Origin of the sequence: Idiomarina sp., from assembly GCF_048260185.1 — a bacterium.
Taxonomy (GTDB): Bacteria; Pseudomonadota; Gammaproteobacteria; order Enterobacterales; family Alteromonadaceae; genus Idiomarina.
Map to the genome: position 1 here is coordinate 312,185 of NZ_JBLXHB010000004.1, position 26,042 is coordinate 338,226.

Here is a 26,042-nt window from a genome sequence, read left to right on the forward strand (position 1 = left end):
AATTATGGAAGATAAATCTCCGGAACAGCGTGAAAAGGAGTTGCTAACCAGTGTTGAAACCATGGCAAACATTGGCAGCTTTTGGTATGAACCCGCGTCCGGAGATTTATATTGGAGCCCTCAGTTAAGAGAAATTCATGGTGTAGCCGAGGATGAACCCATTACTTATGAACAGGCAATGGCGTTTCATCTTCCTGAATACCGTGAAAATATTGAACATCTGGTCGAGCAAAGCTTTCAAAATCATCATAGCTGGTCAGCAGAAAGTTGTCTTAAAGACAGAAGCGGAATAATTCACTGGGTTGCTATTACGGGTATTACCCGAACGCTGAAAAATGGTGACATGGCACTGTTTGGTGCAATTCAGGATATTACGGTTAAAAAGTACCGTTTGCAGCAGTTGCAAGATCAAGCCAACACCTTACGCAGCACACTGGACAACTTACTGGATGCGGTTATTACCATCGACAATAACGGCATTATTATTAACTTTAGTGCCCCGGCTGAGCGGATGTTCGGTTACAGCGCGGCTGAAGTGAAAGGTAAAAATGTCAGTGTGTTAATGCCTGAGCCCTATGCTCGTGAACATGACCGTTACATTAGCGCTTACCAAAAAACAGGGCGCGCCCGTATTATTGGTATTGGCCGCGAAGTTCAGGCTAAGCACAAAACCGGAGAAGTATTTCCTATCGATTTAGCGGTAACCGAGATAACGCATTCTGGTGAAACGCAATATGTCGGCATTATACGGGATATTACCGAGCAAAAAGAAAATGCCCGTAAGCTTGAATATTTAGCAAACTTCGATGAGCAAACAGGGTTGCCAAATCGTCATCGTTTTCTTGACTTGGTTGAGAAACGTATTGAAAGCCAGTTACCTATAGCTGTCGCCGCCGTTAATATTGACTATTTTAACCGCGTTAATACGATTCACGGGCACGAGGAAGGTGACCGGGTTATTCAGTTAATTGCACAGCGAATGAGAAAGACTATTGGCGATTCGGGCTGGATAGCGAGAGATCTTGGTGACAGATTTTGGGTGGGGGTTATGCAGGACTCTACCGAGACCAGTCTGGCTATTATTGATGAGCTTCATGGCGTACTGCGCGAGCCGTTTAAAACGGAGTTCCAGACGCATTATCTCACCGCAAGTATTGGTGTCAGTTTAAGTGGTGGCAATGAAAATGCTTCCGGACTGCTGTCACAGGCCGATACGGCAACCTCTAATGCACGGCATAGCGGCCGGGATAAAATTGCAGTTTACAGAACAGAAATATCTAATTCAGTTGTAACCGATGCCAAAACCGAAGTGGCCTTACGAGCGGCTTTGGGTAAAGGGCAGTTTGAATGTTGGTTGCAGTCTAAAGTGGATACCAATGGCGTTGTGCGTGGTGCTGAGGCCCTAATGCGTTGGCGCAACGAAGCCGGAGAGATCATTCCTCCGGATCAATTTATCCCGATTGCGGAGCGTTTTAAGCTGATTATTCCTATGGCTAAAGAATTGCTGAGTCAGGTCGCTTTTGTTGTGCGGCAGCTGAGCGATGAAGGGCTTAACGATCGCATAGCTGTGAATGTCAGTCCAATTGAGTTTTTACAAGAAAACTATGTCGAGACGGTACAGAGAATATTTGCCGAACAAAATGCACCGCTGAACCAACTGACCATTGAAATTACCGAAAACTTACTGTTGGCTGACCCTGAAATAGTTGAGCAAACAATGTTGCGGCTTGCCAAGCTCGGCGTCGTATTTTCTATTGATGACTTTGGTACTGGGTATTCTAATTTCATGCGCATTCAGCAACTGCCAATAGACGAGCTAAAGGTAGACAGGGAGTTTGTTCAACTAGCGGAAGTGAATGACAAACATATGGGTCTGCTACTGGCTATGCTGAAGATGACTAAATCTCTATCGATTTCCTCGGTAGCAGAAGGTGTGGAAACTGAAACTCAGGTTAAATTGCTGAAAGAAAATGGCGCTGATTTATTGCAGGGGTTCTATTTTTCCCGACCAGTCCATTTTAAAAACTGGCTCAGTGAGCGGCTGTCCTAGCAGTATGATTGTTTTAATTGATAACTTTGACTCATTTACCCACAATCTGGCGCGCTACTTTCGGGAATTAGGCGAGGACGTTAGTGTTTTCAGGAATAATGAATTAACTCTTACCGACATAGAGCAGTTAGCACCGCAAGCGCTTGTTATATCACCTGGCCCCTGTACTCCAGATGAGTCGGGAATATCTTTGGCTGCTATTGAGCACTTTCAGACTAAGCTGCCAATATTAGGTGTATGTCTTGGTCATCAGGCATTGGCGCAGGTTTTTGGTGCAGATGTTGTCCGGGCAGAAAAAGTTATGCACGGAAAAACCAGTGCAATTAAACATACCGGCGAAGGACTTTTCCGACAGCTGAATAACCCATTAGAAGTGACCCGTTACCACTCTTTGATTGTTTCTCCTGAAAGCTTATCAACAGATTTTGTCATTGATGCCGATACAGAAACCGAAAAAGGTCAGCGCGAGATTATGGCAATAAGGCACCGGCATTTGCCGCTGTTTGGTGTTCAGTTTCATCCCGAGTCTGTGATGACAGCACAAGGACATAATCTGTTAGCGAATTTTTTACGCTATATACGATAATCAGTAAGTAGCATTTTCTCTGTTTATTCAACATAATACGGCCGCAGTTTAGCTAATACCGAGGTAACATGTTCCACTTTTTTGCGGGTACCACAGAAGGCGGCAGTAACGATCCCGCTCTGCGCTTAGAAAAACGCTTTATCAACTACCTGATAAGCTTCCCTTTTGCTCGTAAAACTCGCTCAAAAGAAGATGGGACCGATGACGAAGAGCATGAGCAGCGACGTAAGCTTTTAGAAGTTGAGCGTCTGAATTACGAAGAGCGCGACCGTAAAGCACAGGCACGTCAGCGTTATGCCGATCGTATTTCCGATGAATTGCATGAAGAGATCTATCACCGTGCGTTGAAAACCATCGAAGATGGAGACTACATTCGCGAGCGCTTGATCCCACTACCTGAAAAGCTACCTGAATTGCTCGATACGCTTAGCATGAAAGCCGCTTCTATGCGCCGGATTGAGTCCGTTGTGCAAGGTATGGACTGGTTCCATACGGGATTAATCCGCACGGTAAACCAACCACCCTTTATTGACCGAAATAAGCAGGTAAAAATTGATAACCTTCGGGTAGCCATGAGTTTCGTGGGTACGGAAAACCTGCGCCTGCTGGCTCCTGCTTACATTATGCAAAACTGGCTACCGCCGGCCACACAACCATTCACCTTATTCCGCCGGAAAATTTGGGAGCATTCGCTGGGTACGGCTATTGCTGCGCACAATATTGCGGTAGAGCGTAACCTGCGAGATCCGGTTTTAGCCTATACCATTGGTATGTTCCACGAACTGGGGAAAATTGCCTTAACCAAATTGTATTTGCGTTTATTCGATGAGGTGCAACGCGAATTTGCTATGAAAAGCGTTAACGATAAATCTCCCGAGCGACACAATACTATTGTGCAGTTAACTCCGGATGAACGCTTCCTGCGTGATTTAATGCTGGAAAAAGATAAAGATGTCAGTTATCTGGTTGCTGAAGGCTGGGGATTAAAGCGTGTTCCGGTGAGCAAACACTTATTGGCTTTTACACAAAGTAAAACGAAAGACAAAGGTTATGAATCTGAGTACGCAGAAGCCTTAGCTCAGGCCAATGCTTATTGCGAATTCAGAATGTTGCGGGAAGTGGACCTGGCCAGTCTGGAAGAGGGGAAGCATTTGCTAAACAAACATTCGATAACCTCAGAAACTGTCGCCCGTTTGCACAATGTCAGCTTAAAACGCCCGCCAATTGTCGTGCCGGAATAGTAGCTTCAACACTCAAATTCGGTGTCGATTAATAAATGGTCGAATACCTTACTGATATGCGCTTCATCGTCGGTGAAGCGCACGCCGACACTTATCATTCCAAGCTCTTTGCGTTGGTTCATAATTTGACCTGAAAGGGTCAGAGGCTCTTTCTGAGAGCCCGAGCCGATACCGATTTTTATATTCATATGAGTGACATTACCCGTCTTGTTCTGCGCCTTAAACACAATTCGGCAACCGGCAGAAGAGATATCGACAATAACGCCACTGGCTAACTTCTTTTTAGTGTTAGCCTGGCTGCCGTCAGCAGTAACATCGACTGGAATGTGTGTTCGAACCCTCCGTTGTGCGCGTAGTGCGCGATTCTCAATTTCTTTCGGATAATCCAGATACAGTAACCGGAAAGGTATATTCGAGACGGCCCGGATCTTTGTTTTAAACGCCAGGCATTCACCCGCTTCCCCCTCTAAAACTAAGCGAACAATAACCGGGTTACCTTCATATAGCACATCGGCGTAGCTGCCATCAGTACGCGGGTTTGGCTGTTTTAACAATAAATAGTTACCGGTATCAAAGCCCACAATCTGAAGTTTTGTGCGTACCTTTTGTCGCCGAAGAAAACTCAACATCAATTACGTCGCCCGGACGTAAATAGGTAAGCTTTAAGTGTGGTTGAGATGAGGCGTTCAGGGGCGGAGTCTGATTTTCCATAACGTCTTCTGTTGCCGAACATTTATTCAATAAATCAGGCTAAATTAACACCAGTTAAAAATCAATGTAATTCTACGTAGTTAAATGTTAATTCGGAGAGTACATTTTCGTCACCTAAAAAATAATGACTAAAGATTCATGGTTTCAGTATGCATTAGCATAACTATTCGTACTTTATGCAAGAAAAGCTCAACCCCTCGAGTTTAGGGATTTATAACCGAATTATCACAGACAAACTGCACAAATTTTGGCATAATAGCTGGCTACTTTTAGAGATGAATTTGTTGACACCTTTGTTAACTCGCTAAGGCGATAAGGACGAGAGTAATGACAGACAATAAGACAGTAAACCGTGAAATGTTTAATGATGTAATGGTTCCAAACTACAACCCTGCATCGATGATTCCTGTTAAAGGAGAAGGCGCCCGCGTTTGGGATCAGGAAGGTCGTGAGTATGTCGACTTTGCTGGCGGTATCGCTGTGAACTGTCTTGGTCATTGCCACCCTGCGATGGTGTCAGCCCTGCAGGAACAGAGCCAGAAGCTGTGGCATTTAAGTAATGTGTTTACCAACGAACCGGCAATTCGTCTGGCAAAGAAACTAACCGAAGCCACCTTTGCTGATCGCGTTTACTACGCTAACTCAGGTGCTGAAGCCAACGAAGCGGCATTAAAGCTGGCGCGTCGCTGGGCAATTGAAAAGCACGGTGAGCATAAGCAACAAATTATCGCTTTCACTAAAGGTTTCCACGGGCGCACCTTCTTTACCGTAACTGTGGGTGGCCAGCCAGCCTACTCTGACGGTTTTGGTCCAAAACCTGGCGCTATTGAGCATGTGGATTACAACAACATCGACGCGCTAAAAGAACTGATTTCCGACAAAACTTGCGCGGTAATGATGGAGCCATTGCAAGGTGAAGGCGGCGTAGTAAGCCCTGACGTGGAATTCGTTAAAGCGGTACGTGAACTGTGTAATGAAAACGACGCGTTATTGATTTTTGACGAAGTACAAACAGGCTTTGGCCGTACCGGTAGCCTCTATGCTTATGAACAGCTGGGCGTAACGCCGGATATTCTGACTTCAGCCAAGGCTTTAGGCGGTGGTTTCCCAATTGGCGCTATGCTAACCACCACGGAAATTGCTGAGCATCTTAAACCGGGTACTCACGGCAGTACTTACGGCGGTAACCCACTGGCATGCGCCGTATCAGAAGCGGTATTTGATGTTGTGAATACTAAAGAAACGCTGGACGGCGTGAAGCAACGTGAGCAGTGGTTCAAAGAGCAACTGGCCGCAATTAACGAAAAATATAACGTGTTTAGCGAAATCCGAGGTCAGGGATTATTGCTTGGCGCGGCAATGAATAAAGAGTACGAAGGGCGTGCGCGCGACTTCTTGCTGGCAGGTCAGGAGCATGGCGTGATGGTACTAATTGCCGGTGCTAATGTGGTGCGTTTTACCCCGTCACTGGTTATTTCTGAAGAAGACATTAAAGAAGGCCTGCAGCGCTTTGAAAAAGCTGTTGCTCAGGTCGTCGGTCAATAACTGAGGCTGTTTTATGTTGCTAATCAGACCCATTAAGCCGTCAGATTACGAAGCGTTATACCAGTGTGCGATTGAGTCCGGTCATGGTTTTACTTCCTTACCGGTAGACCAGTCGCTGCTGGAACGTCGCATTAATGCGGCGCAAAAAGCGTTCGCTAAAGATACCGTTGAAACACCGGGCGATGAAAGCTACCTGTTTGTTATGGAAGATACCGAAACCGGTACTATTGCAGGTGTCAGTGGTATTGAAGCTGCGGTGGGTTTGAATGAAGCCTTCTGGCATTACCGTTTGGGTAAAGTTGTGCATCATTCAGAAAAGCTTAATATTTATAATGCGCTGGAAACCTTAACCTTGTGTAATGACTACACAGGTGTTTCTGAGCTATGCACCCTGTTTTTGCGCGAACCCTACCGGCACAATATGAACGGACGTACTCTGTCACGTTTCCGTATGCTGTTTTTAGCGCAATTTAAACAGCGTTTCAGCGACTGGGTAATAGCAGAAATGCGCGGTGTTTCAGATGAAAATGGTGATTCGCCATTCTGGAACTGGCTGGAAGAGAACTTTTTCTCAATGGACTTTCCTAAAGCCGACTATTTAAGTGGCATTGGCGACAAAGTCTTTATTTCTGAACTGATGCCTCGCTTCCCTATTTATACCAACTTGCTGAGTAAAGAAGCGCAGGCGGTTGTTGGCAAAGTTCACGACAATACCCGTCCGGCGCTGAAATTACTGGAATCTGAAGGTTTCCGCTTCCGCGGGTTCGTCGATATATTTGACGCAGGGCCAACGGTTGAAGCTGAAGTGTGTAATCTGAACAGTGTACGTAACAGTCGTTTAGTGACGGTAACTGTCAGCGAATCTACAGCGGAACAAGAAGGCATTCCTCACATTGTCTGCAACACGCAACTGAAGAACTTTCGTGCGACCAAACTGTCTTTACCGGCAGGTGCAGACGAACTCATATTGACGACAGAACAAGCCCAGGCAATGCATTTAGAAAGCGGCGATGAAGCCCGCATTGTTGCACTCTAAGCAGGAGTATTTGTATGACGAACAGTATTCAATTTATAGACGGTTGTTGGGAAGCTGGTGAAGGCCAGCTGTTCAAATCGATTGATCCAGCACGAAACGAAGTTATCTGGAGTGGCGAAGCTGCCAGTGAAACTCAGGTTGAAAAAGCCATTTTGGCAGCACGGGCGGCATTTCCGGATTGGTCTGGCCGCAGTGTTGAAGAACGCCTGGCTATCTGCCAAAAATTCTCTGAATTGCTGGAAGAAAATAAAGAGCACCTGGCTCGTACCATGGCCAAAGAAACCGGTAAACCTATTTGGGAAACTCGCACCGAAGTGGGCGCTATGATGGGGAAAGTGGCTATTTCAGAACGAGCCTACCATGAACGCACCGGTACCGTTGAAAACGACATGCCGGGTGCAAAAGCCTTTATCCGCCACAAGCCGCACGGCGTGGTCGCTGTTTATGGCCCTTACAACTTTCCGGGGCATTTGCCTAACGGGCACATTGTACCGGCACTTATTGCGGGTAACACCGTGGTGTTCAAGCCAAGTGAACTGACCCCTATGGTGGCTCAGGAAACCGTGAAATTATGGGAAAAAGCAGGCATCCCAGCGGGCGTTCTTAACCTGGTTCAGGGTGAAGTGGAAACCGGTAAAGCATTGTCAGCGCATCCACAAATTGATGGTCTGTATTTCACCGGCTCATCAAATACCGGTCACTTGCTACATAAACAATTTGGCGGTCGTCCGGATAAAATTCTGGCACTGGAAATGGGCGGTAATAACCCATTGTTGGTGACTAATGTGGCTGATATTGATGCTGCAGTTCATAACATTGTGCAATCGGCCTTTATTACTTCTGGCCAGCGCTGCACTTGCGCACGCCGTTTGTTCATTGAAGACTCTGAGCAAGGCCGTGCTGTACTGGAACGTCTCATTGAAGTAACTGAGAATATTCTGGTCGACGACTACGAAGCTGATCCGCAGCCATTCATGGGCGCTATGATTTCTGCTAAAGCTGCGGGCGAAATGGTCGATGCACAGAATGAACTGTTGCATAAAGGAGCTAAGTCATTAGTTCGTATGAAGCAGGCTGACTCGAAGAAAGGGTTTGTCACTCCGGGTATTGTGGATGTAACCGGAGTTGAAGATTTACCGGACGAAGAACATTTTGGACCATTGCTGAAAGTTTATCGCTTTAAAGATATCGATGCGGCTATCAAAGAAGCGAACAACACACGTTATGGCCTGTCTGCCGGCGTTTTGTGTGACGATGAGCAAACCTATCGTTACTTCTTTAAACACATTCGCGCAGGTATTGTGAATTGGAATAAGCCGATTACTGGTGCCAGCAGTGCCGCACCTTTTGGTGGTATCGGTGCAAGCGGTAATCACCGTGCTAGTGCGTATTATGCGGCGGATTATTGCGCTTACCCGGTTGCCTCAGTGGAAGCTGACAGCATGAGCTTACCTGAGAGTTTAGCACCAGGGCTTAAATTTTAATCGCAATCTGTGCTAGTTTAGTGGCTGGGCAACATATGGGTTGCCTGGCCGCGTGACAAAGAGAAACAGATGATAGTTGAAACAGACGGATACATTGAGCTAATCCAGTACCTGACAGGTCAGTTACCGGTCTTCACTGAACAAAGCAGCAGCGCAAAAACTGCGGACTACACTTTGCGCGACTTTATGGAAGAACGCTTGTCAGAAAGCATGATGGCAGTGTTTGAGCAGAATGAGCTTGATGAGGCTGTGCGGCTGGATATTGTCCGGGAAACGGATGCTATCGTTTACGATTTAGAAGAAGTGCTATCGAAAGTTCTGGATAATCACCCGACTCCGCAGCAGGAAGCCTTCATTAACGAGTTTGTCGGTCTGGTAAAAAACCTTTTCGATGAGCGTCTGCAAAGTTACCGACTGTAGTCTTTTATTGAGTTCAGCAAGGATCTTCAATGTCAGCAAATAGCATGAATGCAAAGGTCACCTGGGTAGAGGATATGACTTTTGTGGCTACCTCAGGTAGTGGTCATCAAGTTGTGATGGATGGTGACAGCCCCGGCAAAGCCCCGAGTCCTATGGAAATGGTGTTAATGTCGGCAGGAAGCTGCGCGTCAGTTGACGTTGTCAGTATATTGCAAAAAGCTAAGCAGAACCTTCAGCGCTGCTATTGTGAGTTGTCAGGGACACGTGCCGATTCAGTACCAAAGGTTTTTACCGACATTCATCTGGAGTTCGTGGTCGTGGGCACCGATATCAACGAAAAGCACGTAGAGCGTGCGGTGAAACTGTCGGCCGACAAGTACTGTTCGGTGGCTAAAATGCTGGAAGCCTCGGTTAATATTACCCACAGTTACCGCATTGAACCTCCTCAACAAGACGGCTGATCTTTGAATTATCGACACATTTTTCATGCCGGCAATTTTGCTGATGTTTTTAAGCACTTGCTCTTGGCGCGGGCGCTGGAGTATTTTCAGCAAAAGAATAAGCCCTACTTCGTACTCGATACTCACGGTGGTATCGGTTACTACGACTTGCAAGGCGATCAGGCAGTAAGAACCGCTGAAGCTGAACAGGGCATTGTCCGTTTTGCTGAGCACTCGGCTGAAGAGCCGTTAGCTGCGGCTTACTTAAATACTGTGCGCCAATTAAACGAAGAGCAAGATAAACTTAGGTATTATCCCGGTTCACCAGTTATAACCTCTGAGTTTTTACGTGAAAATGACAGGTTAGTTGTTTGTGAACTGCATAAAGAAGACGCAGAGACCCTTAAAAGCACTCCTTTGGGTCGACACAAACAAGTTCAGATACTGGCTCCCATGGACGGTTATCAGGCGGTGCGTGCGCAACTGCCTCCTGCTGAAAAGCGTGGGTTGGTACTTATTGACCCGCCTTTTGAAAACACCACGGAGTTTGACGATGTGGTCAGCGCGCTTGAACAGGGCTTAAAACGCTGGAAAAGCGGCAGCTTTGCGATTTGGTACCCCATTAAAGATGAGCTGAAAACGGCTGCTTTTCATCGTGACGTTGGAGCTTTGTCGGATCTGCCTAAGACTCTGATCATGGAGCTGAATATACGCACCAATGATGAGCGTAAAGGACTCCACGGCTGCGGCTTTCTTTGGGTTAATCCGCCTTATGGCGTGGTGCAGGACAGCGAACATCTGTTACCTGTTTTGTGCAGGACTCTGGCTCAGGATAAAGGTGCCAACTTTCACAGTCGCTGGTTAGTTGGTGAGTAGTTACTTACTTGATATCCAGTCAACCTGACGGCGAACCTGGTTTTTTCTTTCCATAATTTGTTCAATCAGCGGTGTCAGAATAAGCTCCATGGCTAAGGCCATTTTCCCACCGGGCACAACCAAGGTGCTGGTGCGCGACATGAACGAACCGTCTATCATCTGCAGGTAATAGGGGAAGTCGACATTCTTAATACCCCGAAAACGAATAACAACAAAACTCTCGTCCAGTGACGGAATATCCTTGGCACTGAAAGGGTTGGACGTATCAACCGTAGGTACTCGCTGGAAGTTGATATGAGTACGCGAAAACTGCGGAACAATATGGTGAATATAATCTTCCATACCACGAATTATGCTGGTGGTAACCGCTTCGCGTGAATGGCCGCGCTCCGAGGTATCGCGAATCAACTTCTGGATCCACTCAAGGTTAACAATGGGTACCATACCGATTAATAAATCAACATACTGAGTTACATCGTATCCATCACCGCAAACACCGCCATGCAGGCCTTCATAGAAAAGCGCATCGGTATTTTCAGGGAGCTCTTCCCAGGGCGTGAAAGTGCCGGGCATCTGATTATAGGGCACGGCATCATCAAAGCTGTGTAAATAACGACGTACTTTGCCATTGCCGGTTTGTGAATAAGAGCGGAATAAGGATTCTAACCGGTCAAAGTCATTGGCTTCGGCACCAAAATAACTGATATGACGACCCTGTTCCTGGGCTTTTCGAATAGCCAGATCCATTTCAGGGCGGGAGTAGCGATGAAAGCTGTCACCTTCCACAAAAGCTGCACTCACATCTAACGAGCGAAAGATATGGCGTACGGCCTGGCCTGTGGTGGTTGTTCCTGCTCCTGATGAACCGGTAACGGCAATAATCGGGTGCTTTGATGACATAACATTCTCGCAAACTAAATAAGAACAGTTGTTATACTGACCTGATTTACTAAGGTCAAGGTAAACCCAACGCTTTAATAATGAGGAGGAGGTGGTTCGTCTGCTGGATCGGAGTCAGCCGACTGATTCTCCTGCATTTGTTTTAGGCGCTTGCCTAACCAGCGAATTTGTTTTTGCATTTCACTCATTTGTTGAGTCTGCTCAGTAACCAGTTTATTCAATGAATGAATAGTGTCCTCCTGAAACGTTAGCTGCATTTCCAGGTTAGTCAATTGTGCTTCTATCTTCTCTACTGTCATTCTTTACTACCCGTTAAATCAATACTCCACCACTCAGCAAGGCCTGCAGAGCTCTCACTAATGACCATTTGCTCTTGTTCGTCGAACAGCACGGATAATACCGCCGCGTTACTGGGTCTGCCACCGTCGCGTAAGTCGACGCGCCAGTGAGAAAGAACTTTTCCTGTTGAGGTATCCCAAATGGCAATGCGACGCGAGGGTGAGCCGGTTACCAGATAATCACCGGAGGCGCTGAAGCGGGCGGCACTGAATATTCTTTGGCGATCCATAAACTTCAATTCGGAGACGGTTTCGCCATTGGGCAATGAGCGGATAATGGCGTTGTCTGTCGCATCAGCAGTAAAGGCAAAATGGCCTTCAGGGTGCAGGGCAACTTGTGTGATACGTCCATCCAGCGGCCAGCGGTGCACAATTTGCCCGCTGCGGGTATCCCACAGAATAGCCGAATGATCGTTTGAACCGCTCAAAACATAAAAACCATTGGGCGAAATATCCAGAACGTTAATACTTTCGGTATGGCCATAAAACTCAATACGCCGACCCGATGCCGGATTGAACGCGACTTGTGTGCCGTCCTGTTTACCCAGAACTACAGTTCCGCCTTTTTTACTGACCACCAGCTTCTTTATATCGCCAGAACCTATCTGCCAGAAACCCAGGTTTTCGCCGTTACTAATATCCCACATAGAAAATTCTTTACGCGATGCGGCAACAGCGACTTCGCCGTCGGCGCTAATATCAACGTCGATAATTTGAGAGACGGCGTTTTCATTATGTTGCCACTGGTATTTGGCATTGGTGGCATAACGTGGCCACAGCAGCAGCCCCGTCTCGTCTGTAGACACCAGACTGAAGCGGCCGTCGTCTGAAATATCAGCGGCGTAGGTGCCGTTTTCAGCGTGAATAGCTTTATTGACCTTTTCCGGCGCAGGTTGGCAACCGGTGAGTACAACCAGCAACATAAACGCACCGCACAGCTTGAGAAAAGGCATAGGCAAGTTCCTTGTGGTTGTGTAGTATGGTTCTGTTAGATAACACTATTATGGCATAGTCCGAAAGGATGCAAGACGATAATTGGAGAAAACGATGAAACAACTGATAAAGCCGTTAGCTATTTCAGCCATCGCGCTGGTACTGACTGCTTGTTCGCAAGAAAAATTTCCGGCTAATGATACGGAATTAAAAACAGATAAAGATAAGCAGGCTTACGCTTTAGGCTCTTCTGTTGGTGGATTTATTGCGCGTAACCTGGACCGTCAGGAAGAAGCGGACTATATGCTGGAACGTGACATTGTTATAGCCGGCTTTGTCGATGCGGTTAAAGGCGACCCTCAACTGAGTGAAGAAGAAGCTGAAAAAATTCTGAACGCGATGCGCGAAGAAGTTATGGAACATCGCCAGAACGTTTTGGGGAAAAAAGCCGCTGAAGAAGGCAAAGCCTACTTAGCGGAAAATGCGAAAAAAGAGGGTGTGCGGACAACCGACTCTGGTCTTCAGTATGAAGTTCTTGAAGAAGGTGACGGCGTTAGCCCGGCAGAAACCGATATGGTAGAAGTTCATTACGAAGGTACGCTGGTTAATGGCGAAGTGTTTGACAGCTCATATGAGCGTGGCGAACCAACATCGTTTCCGCTAAACCGTGTTATTCCGGGTTGGACTGAAGGTCTCCAGTTGATGAAGGAAGGTGCTAAATACCGTTTCGTGATCCCGTCTGAACTGGCATACGGTGATCGTGAACTGGGTGATGGTCAAATTCCACCAAATTCAACGCTGATTTTTACTGTTGAACTGCTTAACGTACAAAAAGACGAACTGGATACCGAGTAAGTTCAGTTGTGCTCTCATCTATACAAAAAACGCCGGCGAAATGCCGGCGTTTTTATAAATTCAATAAAAGTTAGCTTAAGCTGTTATTAAATTATGCTCGTCTAAATGATTGAGAAGTTTGTCTTCAAACTCCATTCTTAATTCCAGCGCCTCACCCAGTGCCGATAAATCTCTATCGAAGGTTTCACAGTGGTCAGTTGAGCTTATCTCTCCGTATCTATCATTGAAATCTAATGCAATTTCAGTGGTGTCAGAAATTAAAGGAAATAATTCGTCAGCTAAATCATCAACTGAGTTTCCCTGAGATGAAGCTTCGCGCACAATTTGATCATAAATTTCAAAATGACCACTTGAGACGTAGTCGACTAATTGACCGCAAAAGTTACGGATATCGGTGACATCGGGTAAGCCCGAGCGAATGCTTTCATAAGGCGGGAGCGCGGCAAGTTTAAAGTAATTCACCAGTAAGTCCTGGCGCTCGGATAGCCATAGGTCGATACTTTTATGAGCGCCGCCCCAGCGCTTTTTTGCCTGCTCATTACGGCTTAACATGATACTCTCCGTCTATAGTTTCAGTACCTAATGTAAATTCAGAAGCATTAGAACTCAACTGATTTTACAGAAAACCAAACGCATTTGATACGCGGGGTTAATATGGCGACTTTGTATTCAAAACCGGCTGCTGATGAGCCTGCCTGGTGGTTTGTGGTGAGCTCTGATCATCTTTTTCTGGATGACAGTGGAGAAGTCCCCTTTGGCTGCCTGCAAGATCTGAACTTTCCAGACTTAAATGACTACCGGGTAGTGGAAATAGGCGAACTGCGCGAGCGTAGCTGTTATTTGGTTATGGCCGACTATATGGACGAGCAGTTCATTGGTGGAGAGTTCGCGCCTTTACGGCAATTACTTACCGCGGACGACATGGAAAAGTTTGCGATGGCTGGCAGAGCCCGGCAATTCAGCGACTTTTTGAATACTCATCGCTTTTGCGGTCGCTGCGGAGCCCGCATGCAAACCATAGAATGGGAGCTGGCAATGCATTGTAATCAGTGCCAGCACCGTTGTTATCCGCGAGTGTCGCCATGCATTATTGTAGCTATCCGCAAAGATGACAAGATTTTGCTGGCACAGGGGAAGCGGCATAAACCCGGCTTGCACTCTATACTGGCAGGCTTTGTTGAAGCTGGTGAAAGTCTTGAGCAGGCGTTAGAGCGCGAGGTTTATGAAGAGGCAGGCATTCGCGTTAAGAACATTCAGTATCATTTAAGTCAGCCCTGGTCCTTTCCTCACTCGCTAATGATGGGTTACACCGCAGACTGGGCAGAGGGCGAACTGCATATTGATCCGCACGAATTAGTGACAGGTGATTGGTTTGCTTTTGACGACCTGCCGGATATTCCGCCTGAAGGAACCATAGCAAGAACTTTGATTGACCTATCTCAAAAGAGGTAAGCATAAGTTTTCATGGAGCCAATGCTTGCGGACTGATAAAATGCCGGGCATTGATGTTGATAAATAATTGGATTTGCTATGACCGCTCCGGCGCTAAAAAATGATCGTTACCTTCGTGCATTGGCAAAACAGCCCGTTGATCGCACACCCGTCTGGATGATGCGTCAGGCTGGACGCTATTTACCTGAGTATAAAGAAGTGCGCGGTCAGGCTGGCGACTTTATGTCATTATGCCGTAACACCGAGCTTGCCTGCGAAGTAACCATGCAACCGTTGCGCCGGTTCGACCTGGATGCCGCCATACTCTTCAGTGATATTTTGACCATTCCCGATGCTATGGGTCTGGGCTTATATTTTGAAGCCGGCGAAGGCCCTAAATTTAAAGACCCTGTGCGCAGCATGGCCGCTATTAAAAACCTGGCCGTGCCTGATATGGAAGACGAGCTGGGTTATGTGATGGACGCCGTTCGTGCTATTCGTCGCGAACTGAATGGCAGTGTGCCACTTATAGGTTTTTCCGGCAGCCCGTGGACACTGGCGACCTACATGGTTGAAGGCGGCGGCACCAAAAACTTCTCCAAAGTGAAGCAACTGATGTTTGCTGATCCTGAAGCTATGCATACCTTACTGAATGTTCTGGCTGAGTCTGTTACTCAGTATCTGAATGCCCAGATTGCCGCGGGTGCGCAGTCGGTCATGATATTCGATACCTGGGGTGGCGTTTTATCACCACGTGACTACAAGGCATTCTCTTTAGCTTATATGGAAAAAATTGTGGCGGGTCTTACGCGCGAAGCCGATGGACGTAAGGTGCCGGTGACTTTATTTACCAAAAATGGCGGGCAATGGCTGGAAGCTATGGCTGCCAGCGGTGCTGACGCTCTAGGTGTGGACTGGACTACTGACTTATCCGATGCCAGAACTCGTGTTGGTAGTAAAGTTGCCTTGCAGGGCAATATGGACCCCAGTGTGCTGTATGCGAAACCAGAGCGGATAGAGCAGGAAGTACAAAGCATATTACAAAGCTACGGCTCGGGTACTGGTCATGTATTTAATTTGGGGCATGGAATTCACCCTGAAGTAGACCCTGAACATGCCGCCGCTTTTATTGAAGCTATTCATAAATACAGCCCGGCATTTCATTCAAACGATTGAATTTGCGATTAAACCGCCAGAATCCTCGTTAAGTGCACCGCCCTCGGGCGGTGTTTTGCGTACAATGGGCTATGTTAAAACCGTTGTACTAAGAACCTAGAGGTAAGCATGGCGAAACGTTCCTGGATAAATCCCATTACTATTGTTGTCGTTGTCCTGATTGCGGCAGCTGTATATCTGTTTGGGTTTCCGCCCGAAACTAAAGTGGAAGAAGGGAAGGAACAGGCGGTTCCGGTTAAAATCCAGACAGCTGAAATTAGTGAGTTCCGCGATACTATCGAAGCGTTAGGCACCGCCATGGCCAATGAAACGGTTCGTATTACTGCGCAAACTCAGGACGTTGTCGAAAAAATCTATTTTGAAAGCGGTGACTTAGTTGAACAGGGTCAACTGCTGGCTGAGCTAAATGCACGTACAGAAGTAGCTCGAGTGCAACAGCTTAAGTTCAGCTTGGACGAAGCTAAACGCCAATTAGACAGAATTACCGAATTACGTCGGGGTAATGCAGCTTCTCAGCAGCAATTTAACGAGCAAGAAGTTCGGGTTAACGGATTACAAGCAGATTTAGAAGTTGCCGAAGCAACTTTAAAAGAAATGAAGATTTATGCGCCATTTTCCGGGCGTGTAGGTATTCGCGAAATAAGTGCAGGCTCTCTGGTCAGCCCGGGGGATGTGTTTACAACACTGGATGATATTAAGCCTATTAAAGTGGACTTTAGTGTTCCTGAACGTTACTTCGCTAGTATTGCGGTAGACCAGGAAGTAATTGCCCGCAGCCGGGCTTATCCGGGTGAACAGTTTATTGGGCGTATTTCCAGCATCGATTCCCGGGTGGATCCGGTAACGCGATCAGTAAAAGTCCGTGCCAAAATTAACAATGATGATGAACGTCTGCGTCCGGGAATGCTTTTGCAGATTACCTTGCTACGAAGCATTGATGAAGCTCTTTTGTTACCGGAAAAAGCGCTTATTCCTATTCAGAACAGACAGTATGTTTATGTGTTAACGCCAGATAACCGGGCGCGCCAAAAAGAAGTGACCATTGGCCGTCGTAAGCCCGGTATTGTAGAAATTACTGACGGTCTTAAACCCGGAGAAAAAGTCATTATAGAAGGCATTGTTCGCCTTCGTGACGGTGTACCTGTTTCTGTGCAGGGAGGTTAAGTTATGTTGCTGTCTGACCTTTCTGTTAAACGTCCGGTTTTTGCAACTGTACTGAATATTCTGCTGGTAGTTTTTGGCATAGTGGCTTTTACCATGCTGCCGTTGCGCGAATACCCGGACATTGATCGCCCCATAGTCTCTATTGATACAGACTACCCCGGAGCCTCTGCCGAAGTTGTCGAGACTCAGGTAACACAGCTGGTCGAAGACCGCATTAGCGGTATCGAAGGCATTAAAAACATCAGCTCCAGTAGTAGTAACGGACGCTCTAGTATCAGTATTGAATTTAATCTGACTCGCGACATTGATGCCGCCTCCAATGACGTTCGTGAACGTGTGTCCCGGGTACTCGATAATTTGCCGGAAGAAGCTGATCCACCCGAGGTTTCAAAAGCCTCCAGCGATGAAAGTACCATTGTTTGGTATAACCTGCGCAGTGAGAGTATGTCGATTCTGGAGCTGACTGACTATGCGGAGCGATACATCGTTGACCGTTTGTCAGTTGCCGACGGTGTCGCGCGGGTAGTCATTGGTGGTGACCGCCGTTATGCCATGCGCGTCTGGCTGGATCGTGATGCAATGGCCGCAAGGCAGGTAACGGTAACCGACATAGTCAGCCGCTTGCGTGAAGAAAACGTTGAGCTTCCTGCCGGTGAAGTTGAGTCAACCGACAGAGAATTCTCGGTTCGTATGGCGCGTGCGTATTTATCACCGGAAGACTTTAAAAATCTGGTGATACGACAAGGCGACGATGGCTATTTAGTCCGTCTGGGTGAGGTTGCCCGGGTAGAACTGGGCGCAGAAGATGATAAAACCGACTTCCGTGGTAACGGCGTTAACATGGTTGGTGTGGGAGTCATTAAGCAGTCGAAAGGTAACACCCTGGACGTGGTGAAGAACGTTCACCGGGAAATGAAAAAAATTCAGGAAACCCTGCCGGAAACTATGTACCTGGCACCCAGTTACGACTCATCGATATTCATTCAGGGCTCAGTTGACGAAGTTTATAACACTCTGGCTGTGGCGATGGCGCTGGTTATTGTCGTTATTTACCTATTTTTAGGGAATGTCAGGGCAACCATTGTGCCTGCTTTAACAGTACCCGTGGCTATTATCGCTTCCTATATGGTGCTATTTGCGCTCGGTTTCTCCATAAACTTGTTAACCCTGCTGGCGCTGGTATTGGCAATTGGTCTGGTGGTTGATGACTCCATTGTGGTACTGGAAAACATATACCGCCGCATAGAAGAGGGAGAACCTCCTATTCTGGCGGCTTACCGTGGAGCCAGAGAAGTAGGTTTTGCGGTTATTGCGACGACCCTGGTACTGATTTCGGTATTTGTACCGCTGGCTTTCTTAGACGGAAATATCGGTAAGCTTTTTACTGAGTTTGCTCTTGCTATAGCTGCGGCGGTTGCTTTCTCCAGTATTGCCGCACTGACGTTAACACCCATGCTGAGCTCTAAAATACTGAGTAAAAAAGAGCGTACCAGTAAATTTGGCAAGGCTTTTGATGCAACCTTCAACTGGCTGGAACAAGGCTACCGTGGCGTGCTTGAGAAAAGCGTGAAGCGTCCCATGATGGCGATAGTGCTGGTGGTGATGTCGGGCGTTGTTGCGTTCGGTTTATTCAGCTTTATTCCCCAGGAGTTTGCGCCACCTGAAGACCGCGGTACGTTCTACATTCAGGTGCGCAGTGCCGAAGGGGCAAGTTTTGAGTCCAGCTCCAGACATATGGACGAAATAGAGCAGATTCTTCTGCCTTACATTGATGAAGGCAAGATTGACCGTTTGATTGTTCGTGCGCCCGGTTGGGGCGGTAGTGCCGGTATTGCTATTGTTGGCGCGGTTCCGTTTGATGAGCGCGACTGGTCAAGTTTTGATCTTATGGAAGAAATGCGTTCTCAGCTGGACTCGGTTGTCGGCGTTCAGGCATTCGCCTTTATGCGTAGTGGCATTAGTGGCGGAGGCGGCCGGCCAGTCGAGTTTGTGTTGCAGGGGAATACCTATGAACGCTTAGCGGAATTCCGTGACATTGTGATAGAAGAGGCTTCGACTAACCCGGGTTTACAGGATCTGGACAGTGATTATAAGGAAACCTTGCCACAATTGTTCATTCAGGTGGACGAAGCCAGTGCGGCAGATTTAGGAGTTTCAGTGCAGGATATAGGTATCACCTTGCAGTCTGTGTTAGGTCAAAGACGGGTGACAACTTACCTTGATCGGGGCGAAGAATACGATGTGATGCTGGAGGGCGAAAAAGCCGATTATCGTAGCCCCAGCGCCATAGATAATATCTATGTACGTTCGCGTAAGAGCGACGAGTTGATTCCGCTTTCTAACCTCGTAACCATTACTGAGCAGGCGACTTCAGCCCGACTGAACCGTTATAATCGCATGCGCAGTGTCACCATTGAGGCGAATCTGGCTGAAGGCTATTCACTGGGTGAAGCCTTAAGTTATCTGGAAGGCGTGGTGCAGGAAAAACTGCCGGAAGACGTTTCAATTGATTATAAAGGTGAGTCTCAACTGTACAAAGAGAGTGGCAGTTCAATTGTCTTTGTTTTCGGGTTGGCATTGGTCATTACCTTCCTGGTTCTGGCTGCGCAGTTTGAAAGCTTTATTCACCCGTTGGTCATTATGCTGGCGGTGCCTATGGCTATAGTTGGGGCTTTACTGGCGCTGTATCTGACCGGAATGAGCATTAATATATACAGTCAGATAGGTATAGTAATGCTTATAGGTCTGGCTGCGAAAAACGGTATTCTTATTGTTGAGTTTGCGAACCAGTTGCGTGACTCAGGAGTGGAGTTCAAAGAAGCGGTGCTTAAAGCAGCGCAACAGCGTTTACGGCCTATTGTAATGACGGCGTTCACAACTCTAATGAGTTCGGTGCCACTGATCCTGGGTTCTGGTCCAGGAGCTGAAAGCCGTATGGTTATTGGTACGGTTATTTTTGCCGGGGTTGCTGTGTCAGCGTTTTTGACGTTGTTTGTGATTCCTGCTTTGTATATTGCGCTAGCGAAGAATACCAGCTCACCAATGGCTATTACGCGTAAGCTGGAGTCTTTACAGGAAGAGTATCCGGACCATCATAGTTGATGGTCTACTGCGCTAGTAGTGCAGAATAGGTTCGTTGCCGGCAGTGGTCAGGCCGGCAACGACGTTTTGCGCAAAAGTTGGGTGATTGGTGAAAATACCGTCGACTCCCATTGCGTGCAGTTCTTCAATATCGTGTTGCCCATCCACAGTGTAGACATAAACTTGTAAGCCCCTGCGATGACCGTCTGCCACCAGCTCCGGAGTGACAAAATCAACAGCGAAATGAGCTGAGAAGGCTTTGAGTTCTTCTGCAAAGTAACAATAGCTCAAAGGGCAACTGGCGCTTAGCGCTCCAATTTTAATGCCGGGACGACGCTTTTTAAGGCGTTGTAACCAATGATGGTTAAAAGAAGACACCAGCAGCTGTTCTGGTTTGAAATTGGAGTTTTCCAATGCGTAATCAACATCCAGCAGAAGCTCTTTAGTGGGTACGTCGCCTTTAAGCTCGATGTTGACATGACAATGTCCGTTAATATGAGCTAAAGCCTCACGTAGCGTGGGTATAGACTGCTGACCAAAGACTTTCAGATGCCGAATTTGCTCTGCGGTTAAATCCTTTAATCTGCCAGGAGTGGCTGTCAGGCGTTCTAAATACCGGTCGTGAAAGACAAAGCGCTCACCATCAATGGCGTAAACATCCAGCTCTATGCCATGGACTCCGCTGTCCATGGCGCGTGAGAACGCGGCGAGCGTATTCTCCGGGGCCTCATAACTGGCCCCTCGGTGAGCCCATAAAATCAATCGTCGCTCTCTTTTATTTCTGCCATCACTTCCCCCATGCGGGTTACTGACTGAGGTTTAAGTTCATCATCAAACTCAATGGCGTCTTTAGCGAAGGTCAATACAACGGTCGAGCCCAGTTTAAAATGACCCATTTCCTCACCTTTTTTAAGGTGTATAGCAGAGTGTCCCGAGGTTGGATATGACCAGCTTTGAATGCGGCCGCCGGTAGGAGGCGTTACAGTGCCGGACCATACAGTACCGATACTGGCAACAATTGTCGCACCAACCAAGACCAATGACATGGGGCCAGCTTCGGTATCAAAAATGGCAACCACGCGCTCGTTTCGGGCAAAAAGATTAGGGACATTAGCCGCTGTTAACGGGTTAACGGAGTATAAATCACCTGGTACATAAATCATTTTTTTCAGCACGCCGTCGCAGGGCATATGAATGCGATGGTAGTCTTTCGGTGCCAAATAAATGGTCGCGAATTTACCGTCAACGAAAGGTTTCGCGTCTTCTTCGTTGCCTCCCAGTAATTCCTGTAACGAATAATCGTGGCCTTTGGCCTGAAAAATACGTCCGTTTTCAATGTCGCCCAATTGGCTGACGGCACCATCGACCGGATGAGCCAGTTCGTTTTCGCTGGCTTCTAAGGGTCTGAGCTCAGGTTTTAAATGGCGGGTAAAAAACGCATTAAAGGTTTTATAAGCTTTTGGCGATTCTTCAATGGCTTCACTCATATCAATTTTATACTGCCGGATAAACCAACGGATAAACAGCTGAGTAAACCATCCGGCACGCGCTGCAGCAAACTTTCCTACTAAGCGGGAGATTAAATGCTTAGGCATGACATGCTGGAAGAAGATTTTGACTTTATCGGTCTTAGCCACAGTTATTTACCTCGAATTGCCCGACTGGGCTTTTGTGTTTTCATAGTCTCAATAATGCGATGATAATTAGAAAGACGCCAGTCATGCAATTGATTGTTGCTGACAGCTTCCTGTAATGCACAACCCGGGTCGTCTGCATGTTTGCAGTCACGGAATTTACAGGCGCCTAAATAGTCGCGAAAGTCCACATAGCAACGAGCTATTCGCTCGGGTTCCAGATGCCATAATGAAAACTCCCGAATTCCCGGAGAGTCAATCAGTGCCCCGCCTTGCTTTAAATCATACCAGGTTGCGACTGTGGTTGTGTGCTGTCCTAATCCTGAATTGTCGGACACTAAATTTGTCTCGGCGTTCACGTCAGGTAACAGCTGATTAACCAATGAGGATTTACCCACTCCCGACTGCCCAACCACAATAGAAATACTGTCTTTTAGCATGTCCTGCAGGGCATCCAGACCATCCTGAGTCGCGCTGCTGACGTTAAGTACTTTATAGCCAATACTCTCGTAGTCTTTTAAGCGCTGCTGGATATGGCTGCGCTCTTCTTCGTCTATTTCCGGCAGTAAGTCGGCTTTATTCAGGACAATAACAGGCTCTATACCAATGTCTTCGCAGGCAACTAAGTAGCGATCGATAATTGGGGAGGAGAAGCTCGGCAATACGCTCGAGATAATAAAGATTTGATCAATATTAGCGGCAACCGGTTTAAGACCGTCGTAGTAGTCGGGACGAGAAAGCAAGCTGTCGCGTTCCTGAACGGCAACCACTACGCCCTGCATACCTTGTTGCTCAACCGAAGATCTGGACCATAAAACACTGTCGCCACACACCAGACTACTGATAACCCTGCGAATATGGCAGCGATAGGTGTTTCCCTGCTCGTCACGGATATCGGCATGTTGGCCAAAGCGGCTGATAACGCGACCGGGCTCCGGTGCATTAAGCTGGCTGTCAGTCCACTCTATATCAGTGTTTTTCAGTCGCTTCTTCTGATTGACTGATACTTGCCGTTGCTGACCTTTGTTAAGACGTCTGCGTTTTACCAAGCCCGTTAACCTGTTGTCGTGCTAGAAATGACGCTATCATACAACAAATTGTATTGAGAGAGCAGGGTAATGACCGAGGACGATAAGAAACAACGCTTAATTTGGATTGACCTTGAAATGACAGGCCTGGAGCCTGATGAAAATCACATTATTGAAGTGGCTACCATAGTCACCGATGCCCAGTTAAACACTCTGGCCGAAGGACCTGTTATTGCGGTTCATCAGCCACAAAAGTACCTGGACAGAATGGATGACTGGAATGTGAAAACACATACCGGCTCTGGCCTGGTTGAGCGGGTAAAGGAAAGTCAGCACGACGAGCGTAAAGCAGCTGCAGAGACCATTGAGTTTTTAAAGCAGTACATTGATGCCGGCGTATCACCAATGTGCGGCAACAGTATCTGTCAGGATCGCCGTTTTTTGGCAAAGCATATGCCTGAACTGGAAGCTTTTTTCCATTACCGGAATTTAGACGTTAGCACGTTAAAAGAGCTGGCTAAACGCTGGAACCCGGAAGTTGCTAATAGCTTTAAAAAGTCAGGAGCGCATGAGGCTTTAGCTGATATTCGTGAGTCTATTGCGGAATTACAGCACTACCGGGAACATTTTTTCAGCAAATAAACCAATTGCGGCGCGAAAACTATTGACCTTATCGGTGGTATCAGTAGAATACACGCCGCACTGACGAAGCGGGAATAGCTCAGCTGGTAGAGCACAACCTTGCCAAGGTTGGGGTCGCGAGTTCGAATCTCGTTTCCCGCTCCAACGTCAGTCTTTCCAGAAATACTGCAATAAGTACCAATACGCGGGAATAGCTCAGCTGGTAGAGCACAACCTTGCCAAGGTTGGGGTCGCGAGTTCGAATCTCGTTTCCCGCTCCAAGTTTTAATCGCTAGTACGTTTAAATTTAATTTAATACGCACCAGCGACAAGGCGTTCTGAATCTTCGTTTACTAACTCTTCTTCGAACTATCTACAAACATCGCAATAGCGCCATCACCTGTAATATTACAGGCGGTACCGAAGCTGTCTTGTGCCATGTACAAGGCTATCATTAAGGCGATAGCGGTTTCGCCGAAGCCTAGCATTGAACCTAATAGACCAACCGCTGACATAACGGCGCCGCCGGGCACACCTGGTGCGGCTAACATGACAATGCCAAGCATTAAAATAAACGGCAGCATGGTAAAGAAGCCGGGAATAGCCAGTGAATTATGCAGCACCATAACCGCAACAGCACAGCTGACAATGGTAATGGTGGAGCCAGCTAAGTGAACGGTAGCGCACAATGGCACGGTAAAGTTGGCAACGTCGTTATCGACTTTGTTCTTGCGCACGCTTTGTAGGGTGACTGGAATAGTGGCTGCGCTCGACATTGTGCCTAAGGCGGTAAAGTACGCTGGCAGCATATTTTTAATTAAAAACAGTGGCGAACGACCGGTTTTTATGCCCGCCATAATGTACATGGAGGTAATGTAAACCCAGTGCAGGGCAACGGCTAGTATCAGAATGACACCAAAGGTTTTCAGGGTGTTAAATACCGTGCCGGCGACGGCCATTTCCGTAAAAATGCCGGCAATATACAGCGGCAATAATGGAATAATAACTTTAACCAACAGCAGCTCGATAATGTCACGACCTTGATCCGACAGCTTTTTCAAACTCTCTGCTTTGGTGCTGGCAATGCCCAGCCCAAATATGAAGGCTAAAACCAGTGCCGACATGACTTCCATAAGTGGCGGAACCGACAGCTCAATAAAGGGCTCGATAGTCGCTTTGGCTTCGGTAGAAACACTCTGAGCGTCGGTGGTCAGCCAGGGAACGACAATGCTGGCAGCGAAAAACGCAACAATACCCGCGACGACGGTAGAGGCATAAGCTATACCCAAGGTTTTACCCAGCATTTTTCCAGAGTTGCTTGGTAAGCTGGCAATACCGCTGGTAATGAAGAATAAAATAAGCAATGGGATAGTGAAGAATAACAACTGACCGAACAGAGCTTTAAAGGTCAATAACAGTTGGCTGACCCACTCGGGCATGTATAGCCCAATGAGAATACCGGCGACAATACCCGCAACTAGCTTAAGAATTAATCCCATAATACTCGACTCTTTTTATGAATGTTTTTACGAATGGAGGCCTGCTGTTTTAGGCGCTATCTAGGCCTTAGCTAATTAAAGCAAGCCTTTTAAATGCGCAACTACGCTGCGGCCTAAAGCGCTGAGATTATACCCGCCTTCGAGCGTAGATACGATACGGCCGTCGCAATGATTATCGGCAATTTCTTTAAGTTTGAGGCTTATCCAGTGGTAGTCTTCTTCTTTCAGTAAGAACTGCGACATGTCGTCTTCGGCGTGGCCGTCAAAGCCCGCGGAAATTAGTATCAATTGCGGTGCAAAGTCTTCTAACGCCTTAAACCACTGCTGGCTAACGGCTTCCTGCCATTGCGGGCCTTTGCATCCTGCGGGTAAGGGAACGTTGTGGACATTGTCTGCGCTGGTATCCTCGCCGGTAAAGGGGTAAAACGCCTGCTGAAAAGAAGAACAAAATAAGATGCGTTCGTCGCCCTGAACAATGTCTTCTGTTCCGTTGCCGTGATGCACGTCAAAGTCAACAATAGCAACGCGTTCAAGCCCGTGCGTTTCCAGAGCATGATAAGCGGCAATAGCAACATTATTGAACAGGCAGAAGCCCATCGCTTTATCGCGAGTAGCGTGGTGTCCGGGCGGGCGCACGGCGCAAAAGGCCTGTTTGTTGTAAGTGGTCAGCACATCATCCACCGCATTGATGGCGGCTCCTGCAGCCTTCACCCCACCGGCTTTACTGCCTGCGGTTACTAAGGTGTCCGGATCAATCCATTCGTGGTCGTACTCCGGAATTTGCGCGAAAACAAAGTCGACATGCTCTTTGGTGTGGGCTCTGTAAATAGCCTCCAGAGGCGCGTCGGAGGCGTCTTTTCTGACCAGAACAAAGTCCATTCCGGAGCGAATCAGTTGATCGTTAATGGCCGCTATGCGCGCCGGGCACTCCGGGTGTTGTTCATCAGGAATATGATCCAGGCAATCTGAGTGACTAAAAACAACGATAGACAT

25 protein-coding genes and 2 tRNA genes are annotated in these 26,042 nt (G+C 47.4%); 17 read left to right on the forward strand and 10 right to left on the reverse strand.

Going from position 1 to position 26,042, the window contains the following annotated elements; translation table 11 throughout:
* The first annotated feature begins 4 nt into the window (after positions 1-4).
* From ACN0RF_RS10875 to ACN0RF_RS10885, 3 genes are all read left to right on the forward strand, one after another.
* Positions 5-2,050: an EAL domain-containing protein gene (locus ACN0RF_RS10875; RefSeq protein ID WP_417439015.1), complete on the forward strand. Its 2,046-nt coding sequence runs from the start codon at positions 5-7 to the stop codon at positions 2,048-2,050.
* Between the two features lie 4 nt (positions 2,051-2,054).
* Positions 2,055-2,636, forward strand: coding sequence for an anthranilate synthase component II (locus tag ACN0RF_RS10880; protein ID WP_417439016.1), 582 nt, complete (start codon positions 2,055-2,057; stop codon positions 2,634-2,636).
* A gap of 68 nt (positions 2,637-2,704) precedes the next feature.
* Positions 2,705-3,877 (forward strand): HDOD domain-containing protein, encoded by a 1,173-nt coding sequence (locus tag ACN0RF_RS10885; protein WP_273025300.1) that lies wholly within the window; start codon positions 2,705-2,707, stop codon positions 3,875-3,877.
* 5 nt (positions 3,878-3,882) lie between these two features.
* Here ACN0RF_RS10885 and ACN0RF_RS10890 read toward each other — a convergent pair whose 3' ends face one another.
* Positions 3,883-4,506, reverse strand: coding sequence for a PilZ domain-containing protein (locus ACN0RF_RS10890; RefSeq protein ID WP_417439017.1), 624 nt, complete (start codon positions 4,504-4,506; stop codon positions 3,883-3,885).
* 409 nt (positions 4,507-4,915) lie between these two features.
* Here ACN0RF_RS10890 and ACN0RF_RS10895 point away from each other — a divergent pair, with 409 nt between their 5' ends.
* The 6 genes from ACN0RF_RS10895 to ACN0RF_RS10920 all read left to right on the forward strand — a co-directional run bounded on the left by ACN0RF_RS10895 (position 4,916) and on the right by ACN0RF_RS10920 (position 10,389).
* A complete protein-coding gene (locus ACN0RF_RS10895; protein WP_011235544.1) occupies positions 4,916-6,133 on the forward strand; it encodes an aspartate aminotransferase family protein in 1,218 nt (405 codons plus the stop codon).
* Between the two features lie 13 nt (positions 6,134-6,146).
* Positions 6,147-7,169 (forward strand): arginine N-succinyltransferase, encoded by a 1,023-nt coding sequence (gene astA / locus ACN0RF_RS10900; RefSeq protein ID WP_034822613.1) that lies wholly within the window; start codon positions 6,147-6,149, stop codon positions 7,167-7,169.
* A gap of 14 nt (positions 7,170-7,183) precedes the next feature.
* Positions 7,184-8,653 (forward strand): succinylglutamate-semialdehyde dehydrogenase, encoded by a 1,470-nt coding sequence (gene astD / locus ACN0RF_RS10905; protein WP_034822611.1) that lies wholly within the window; start codon positions 7,184-7,186, stop codon positions 8,651-8,653.
* 69 nt (positions 8,654-8,722) lie between these two features.
* Positions 8,723-9,073 (forward strand): DUF3802 family protein, encoded by a 351-nt coding sequence (locus ACN0RF_RS10910; protein ID WP_034822609.1) that lies wholly within the window; start codon positions 8,723-8,725, stop codon positions 9,071-9,073.
* Between the two features lie 29 nt (positions 9,074-9,102).
* Positions 9,103-9,534: an OsmC family protein gene (locus tag ACN0RF_RS10915; RefSeq protein ID WP_417439018.1), complete on the forward strand. Its 432-nt coding sequence runs from the start codon at positions 9,103-9,105 to the stop codon at positions 9,532-9,534.
* A 3-nt stretch (positions 9,535-9,537) separates the two neighbouring features.
* Positions 9,538-10,389 (forward strand): 23S rRNA (adenine(2030)-N(6))-methyltransferase RlmJ, encoded by an 852-nt coding sequence (locus ACN0RF_RS10920; protein ID WP_417439019.1) that lies wholly within the window; start codon positions 9,538-9,540, stop codon positions 10,387-10,389.
* Here ACN0RF_RS10920 and ACN0RF_RS10925 read toward each other — a convergent pair whose 3' ends face one another.
* From ACN0RF_RS10925 to ACN0RF_RS10935, 3 genes are all read right to left on the reverse strand, one after another.
* Complete coding sequence (locus ACN0RF_RS10925) at positions 10,390-11,289, reverse strand: phosphoribulokinase (RefSeq protein ID WP_317497574.1); 900 nt, start codon at positions 11,287-11,289, stop codon at positions 10,390-10,392.
* 74 nt (positions 11,290-11,363) lie between these two features.
* Positions 11,364-11,588 (reverse strand): SlyX family protein, encoded by a 225-nt coding sequence (locus tag ACN0RF_RS10930; RefSeq protein WP_417439020.1) that lies wholly within the window; start codon positions 11,586-11,588, stop codon positions 11,364-11,366.
* Positions 11,585-12,580, reverse strand: a complete 996-nt coding sequence (locus tag ACN0RF_RS10935; protein WP_417439021.1) for a WD40 repeat domain-containing protein — start codon at positions 12,578-12,580, stop codon at positions 11,585-11,587. Before ACN0RF_RS10935 ends, ACN0RF_RS10930 begins: the two co-directional genes overlap by 4 nt.
* A 94-nt stretch (positions 12,581-12,674) precedes the next feature.
* Between ACN0RF_RS10935 and fkpA the strand changes: the two genes are divergently transcribed.
* Positions 12,675-13,415 carry an FKBP-type peptidyl-prolyl cis-trans isomerase gene (gene fkpA / locus ACN0RF_RS10940; protein ID WP_417439022.1) on the forward strand — a complete coding sequence of 247 codons (741 nt, stop codon included), beginning with the start codon at positions 12,675-12,677 and terminating at the stop codon, positions 13,413-13,415.
* 75 nt (positions 13,416-13,490) lie between these two features.
* Here fkpA and ACN0RF_RS10945 read toward each other — a convergent pair whose 3' ends face one another.
* Positions 13,491-13,967 (reverse strand): Rsd/AlgQ family anti-sigma factor, encoded by a 477-nt coding sequence (locus ACN0RF_RS10945; protein WP_034822600.1) that lies wholly within the window; start codon positions 13,965-13,967, stop codon positions 13,491-13,493.
* Positions 13,968-14,069: 102 nt separating this feature from the next.
* Between ACN0RF_RS10945 and nudC the strand changes: the two genes are divergently transcribed.
* The 4 genes from nudC (at position 14,070) to ACN0RF_RS10965 (ending at position 20,288) form a co-directional block, all read left to right on the forward strand.
* The gene (gene nudC / locus ACN0RF_RS10950; RefSeq protein WP_417439023.1) at positions 14,070-14,867 is read left to right on the forward strand and encodes an NAD(+) diphosphatase; all 798 of its coding nucleotides are present in this window, start codon (positions 14,070-14,072) and stop codon (positions 14,865-14,867) included.
* A gap of 78 nt (positions 14,868-14,945) precedes the next feature.
* Positions 14,946-16,022: a uroporphyrinogen decarboxylase gene (gene hemE, locus ACN0RF_RS10955; protein ID WP_417439024.1), complete on the forward strand. Its 1,077-nt coding sequence runs from the start codon at positions 14,946-14,948 to the stop codon at positions 16,020-16,022.
* Between the two features lie 108 nt (positions 16,023-16,130).
* The gene (locus ACN0RF_RS10960) at positions 16,131-17,186 is read left to right on the forward strand and encodes an efflux RND transporter periplasmic adaptor subunit (RefSeq protein ID WP_417439025.1); all 1,056 of its coding nucleotides are present in this window, start codon (positions 16,131-16,133) and stop codon (positions 17,184-17,186) included.
* Positions 17,187-17,189: 3 nt separating this feature from the next.
* Complete coding sequence (locus tag ACN0RF_RS10965; RefSeq protein WP_417439026.1) at positions 17,190-20,288, forward strand: efflux RND transporter permease subunit; 3,099 nt, start codon at positions 17,190-17,192, stop codon at positions 20,286-20,288.
* A gap of 12 nt (positions 20,289-20,300) precedes the next feature.
* Here ACN0RF_RS10965 and ACN0RF_RS10970 read toward each other — a convergent pair whose 3' ends face one another.
* The 3 genes from ACN0RF_RS10970 to rsgA are packed head-to-tail and all read right to left on the reverse strand — an operon-like array spanning position 20,301 to position 22,950.
* The gene (locus ACN0RF_RS10970) at positions 20,301-21,029 is read right to left on the reverse strand and encodes a glycerophosphodiester phosphodiesterase (RefSeq protein ID WP_417439027.1); all 729 of its coding nucleotides are present in this window, start codon (positions 21,027-21,029) and stop codon (positions 20,301-20,303) included.
* A complete protein-coding gene (gene asd, locus ACN0RF_RS10975) occupies positions 21,026-21,904 on the reverse strand; it encodes an archaetidylserine decarboxylase (protein WP_417439028.1) in 879 nt (292 codons plus the stop codon). The genes ACN0RF_RS10970 and asd overlap by 4 nt, the downstream gene beginning before the upstream one ends.
* Before the next feature lie 2 nt (positions 21,905-21,906).
* Positions 21,907-22,950: a small ribosomal subunit biogenesis GTPase RsgA gene (gene rsgA, locus ACN0RF_RS10980; RefSeq protein ID WP_417439029.1), complete on the reverse strand. Its 1,044-nt coding sequence runs from the start codon at positions 22,948-22,950 to the stop codon at positions 21,907-21,909.
* Positions 22,951-23,019: 69 nt separating this feature from the next.
* Here rsgA and orn point away from each other — a divergent pair, with 69 nt between their 5' ends.
* The 3 genes from orn (at position 23,020) to ACN0RF_RS10995 (ending at position 23,831) form a co-directional block, all read left to right on the forward strand.
* Positions 23,020-23,571 (forward strand): oligoribonuclease, encoded by a 552-nt coding sequence (gene orn, locus ACN0RF_RS10985; RefSeq protein WP_417439030.1) that lies wholly within the window; start codon positions 23,020-23,022, stop codon positions 23,569-23,571.
* A gap of 68 nt (positions 23,572-23,639) precedes the next feature.
* Positions 23,640-23,715, forward strand: a tRNA-Gly gene (locus ACN0RF_RS10990).
* Positions 23,716-23,755: 40 nt separating this feature from the next.
* Positions 23,756-23,831, forward strand: a tRNA-Gly gene (locus ACN0RF_RS10995).
* Positions 23,832-23,903: 72 nt separating this feature from the next.
* Here ACN0RF_RS10995 and ACN0RF_RS11000 read toward each other — a convergent pair.
* Both ACN0RF_RS11000 and ACN0RF_RS11005 read right to left on the reverse strand, forming a co-directional pair.
* Positions 23,904-25,049 (reverse strand): dicarboxylate/amino acid:cation symporter, encoded by a 1,146-nt coding sequence (locus tag ACN0RF_RS11000; RefSeq protein ID WP_417439031.1) that lies wholly within the window; start codon positions 25,047-25,049, stop codon positions 23,904-23,906.
* A 75-nt stretch (positions 25,050-25,124) separates the two neighbouring features.
* Positions 25,125-26,042: a histone deacetylase family protein gene (locus ACN0RF_RS11005; protein WP_417439032.1), complete on the reverse strand. Its 918-nt coding sequence runs from the start codon at positions 26,040-26,042 to the stop codon at positions 25,125-25,127.

Bases quoted from the DNA above. Each gene is read 5' to 3' on its own strand.
- ACN0RF_RS11005 (WP_417439032.1), bottom strand. From the start codon at position 26,042: ATGTCTATCGTTGTTTTTAGTCACTCAGATTGCCTGGATCATATTCCT.
- ACN0RF_RS10925 (WP_317497574.1), bottom strand. From the start codon at position 11,289: ATGTCATCAAAGCACCCGATTATTGCCGTTACCGGTTCATCAGGAGCA.
- ACN0RF_RS10895 (WP_011235544.1), top strand. From the start codon at position 4,916: ATGACAGACAATAAGACAGTAAACCGTGAAATGTTTAATGATGTAATG.
- ACN0RF_RS10915 (WP_417439018.1), top strand. From the start codon at position 9,103: ATGTCAGCAAATAGCATGAATGCAAAGGTCACCTGGGTAGAGGATATG.
- ACN0RF_RS10965 (WP_417439026.1), top strand. From the start codon at position 17,190: ATGTTGCTGTCTGACCTTTCTGTTAAACGTCCGGTTTTTGCAACTGTA.
- nudC (WP_417439023.1), top strand. From the start codon at position 14,070: ATGGCGACTTTGTATTCAAAACCGGCTGCTGATGAGCCTGCCTGGTGG.
- ACN0RF_RS10930 (WP_417439020.1), bottom strand. From the start codon at position 11,588: ATGACAGTAGAGAAGATAGAAGCACAATTGACTAACCTGGAAATGCAG.
- ACN0RF_RS10885 (WP_273025300.1), top strand. From the start codon at position 2,705: ATGTTCCACTTTTTTGCGGGTACCACAGAAGGCGGCAGTAACGATCCC.
- ACN0RF_RS10935 (WP_417439021.1), bottom strand. From the start codon at position 12,580: ATGCCTTTTCTCAAGCTGTGCGGTGCGTTTATGTTGCTGGTTGTACTC.
- hemE (WP_417439024.1), top strand. From the start codon at position 14,946: ATGACCGCTCCGGCGCTAAAAAATGATCGTTACCTTCGTGCATTGGCA.
- fkpA (WP_417439022.1), top strand. From the start codon at position 12,675: ATGAAACAACTGATAAAGCCGTTAGCTATTTCAGCCATCGCGCTGGTA.
- ACN0RF_RS10875 (WP_417439015.1), top strand. From the start codon at position 5: ATGGAAGATAAATCTCCGGAACAGCGTGAAAAGGAGTTGCTAACCAGT.
- ACN0RF_RS11000 (WP_417439031.1), bottom strand. From the start codon at position 25,049: ATGGGATTAATTCTTAAGCTAGTTGCGGGTATTGTCGCCGGTATTCTC.
- astD (WP_034822611.1), top strand. From the start codon at position 7,184: ATGACGAACAGTATTCAATTTATAGACGGTTGTTGGGAAGCTGGTGAA.
- ACN0RF_RS10910 (WP_034822609.1), top strand. From the start codon at position 8,723: ATGATAGTTGAAACAGACGGATACATTGAGCTAATCCAGTACCTGACA.
- orn (WP_417439030.1), top strand. From the start codon at position 23,020: ATGACCGAGGACGATAAGAAACAACGCTTAATTTGGATTGACCTTGAA.
- ACN0RF_RS10880 (WP_417439016.1), top strand. From the start codon at position 2,055: ATGATTGTTTTAATTGATAACTTTGACTCATTTACCCACAATCTGGCG.
- ACN0RF_RS10945 (WP_034822600.1), bottom strand. From the start codon at position 13,967: ATGTTAAGCCGTAATGAGCAGGCAAAAAAGCGCTGGGGCGGCGCTCAT.
- astA (WP_034822613.1), top strand. From the start codon at position 6,147: ATGTTGCTAATCAGACCCATTAAGCCGTCAGATTACGAAGCGTTATAC.
- ACN0RF_RS10890 (WP_417439017.1), bottom strand. From the start codon at position 4,506: ATGTTGAGTTTTCTTCGGCGACAAAAGGTACGCACAAAACTTCAGATT.
- ACN0RF_RS10960 (WP_417439025.1), top strand. From the start codon at position 16,131: ATGGCGAAACGTTCCTGGATAAATCCCATTACTATTGTTGTCGTTGTC.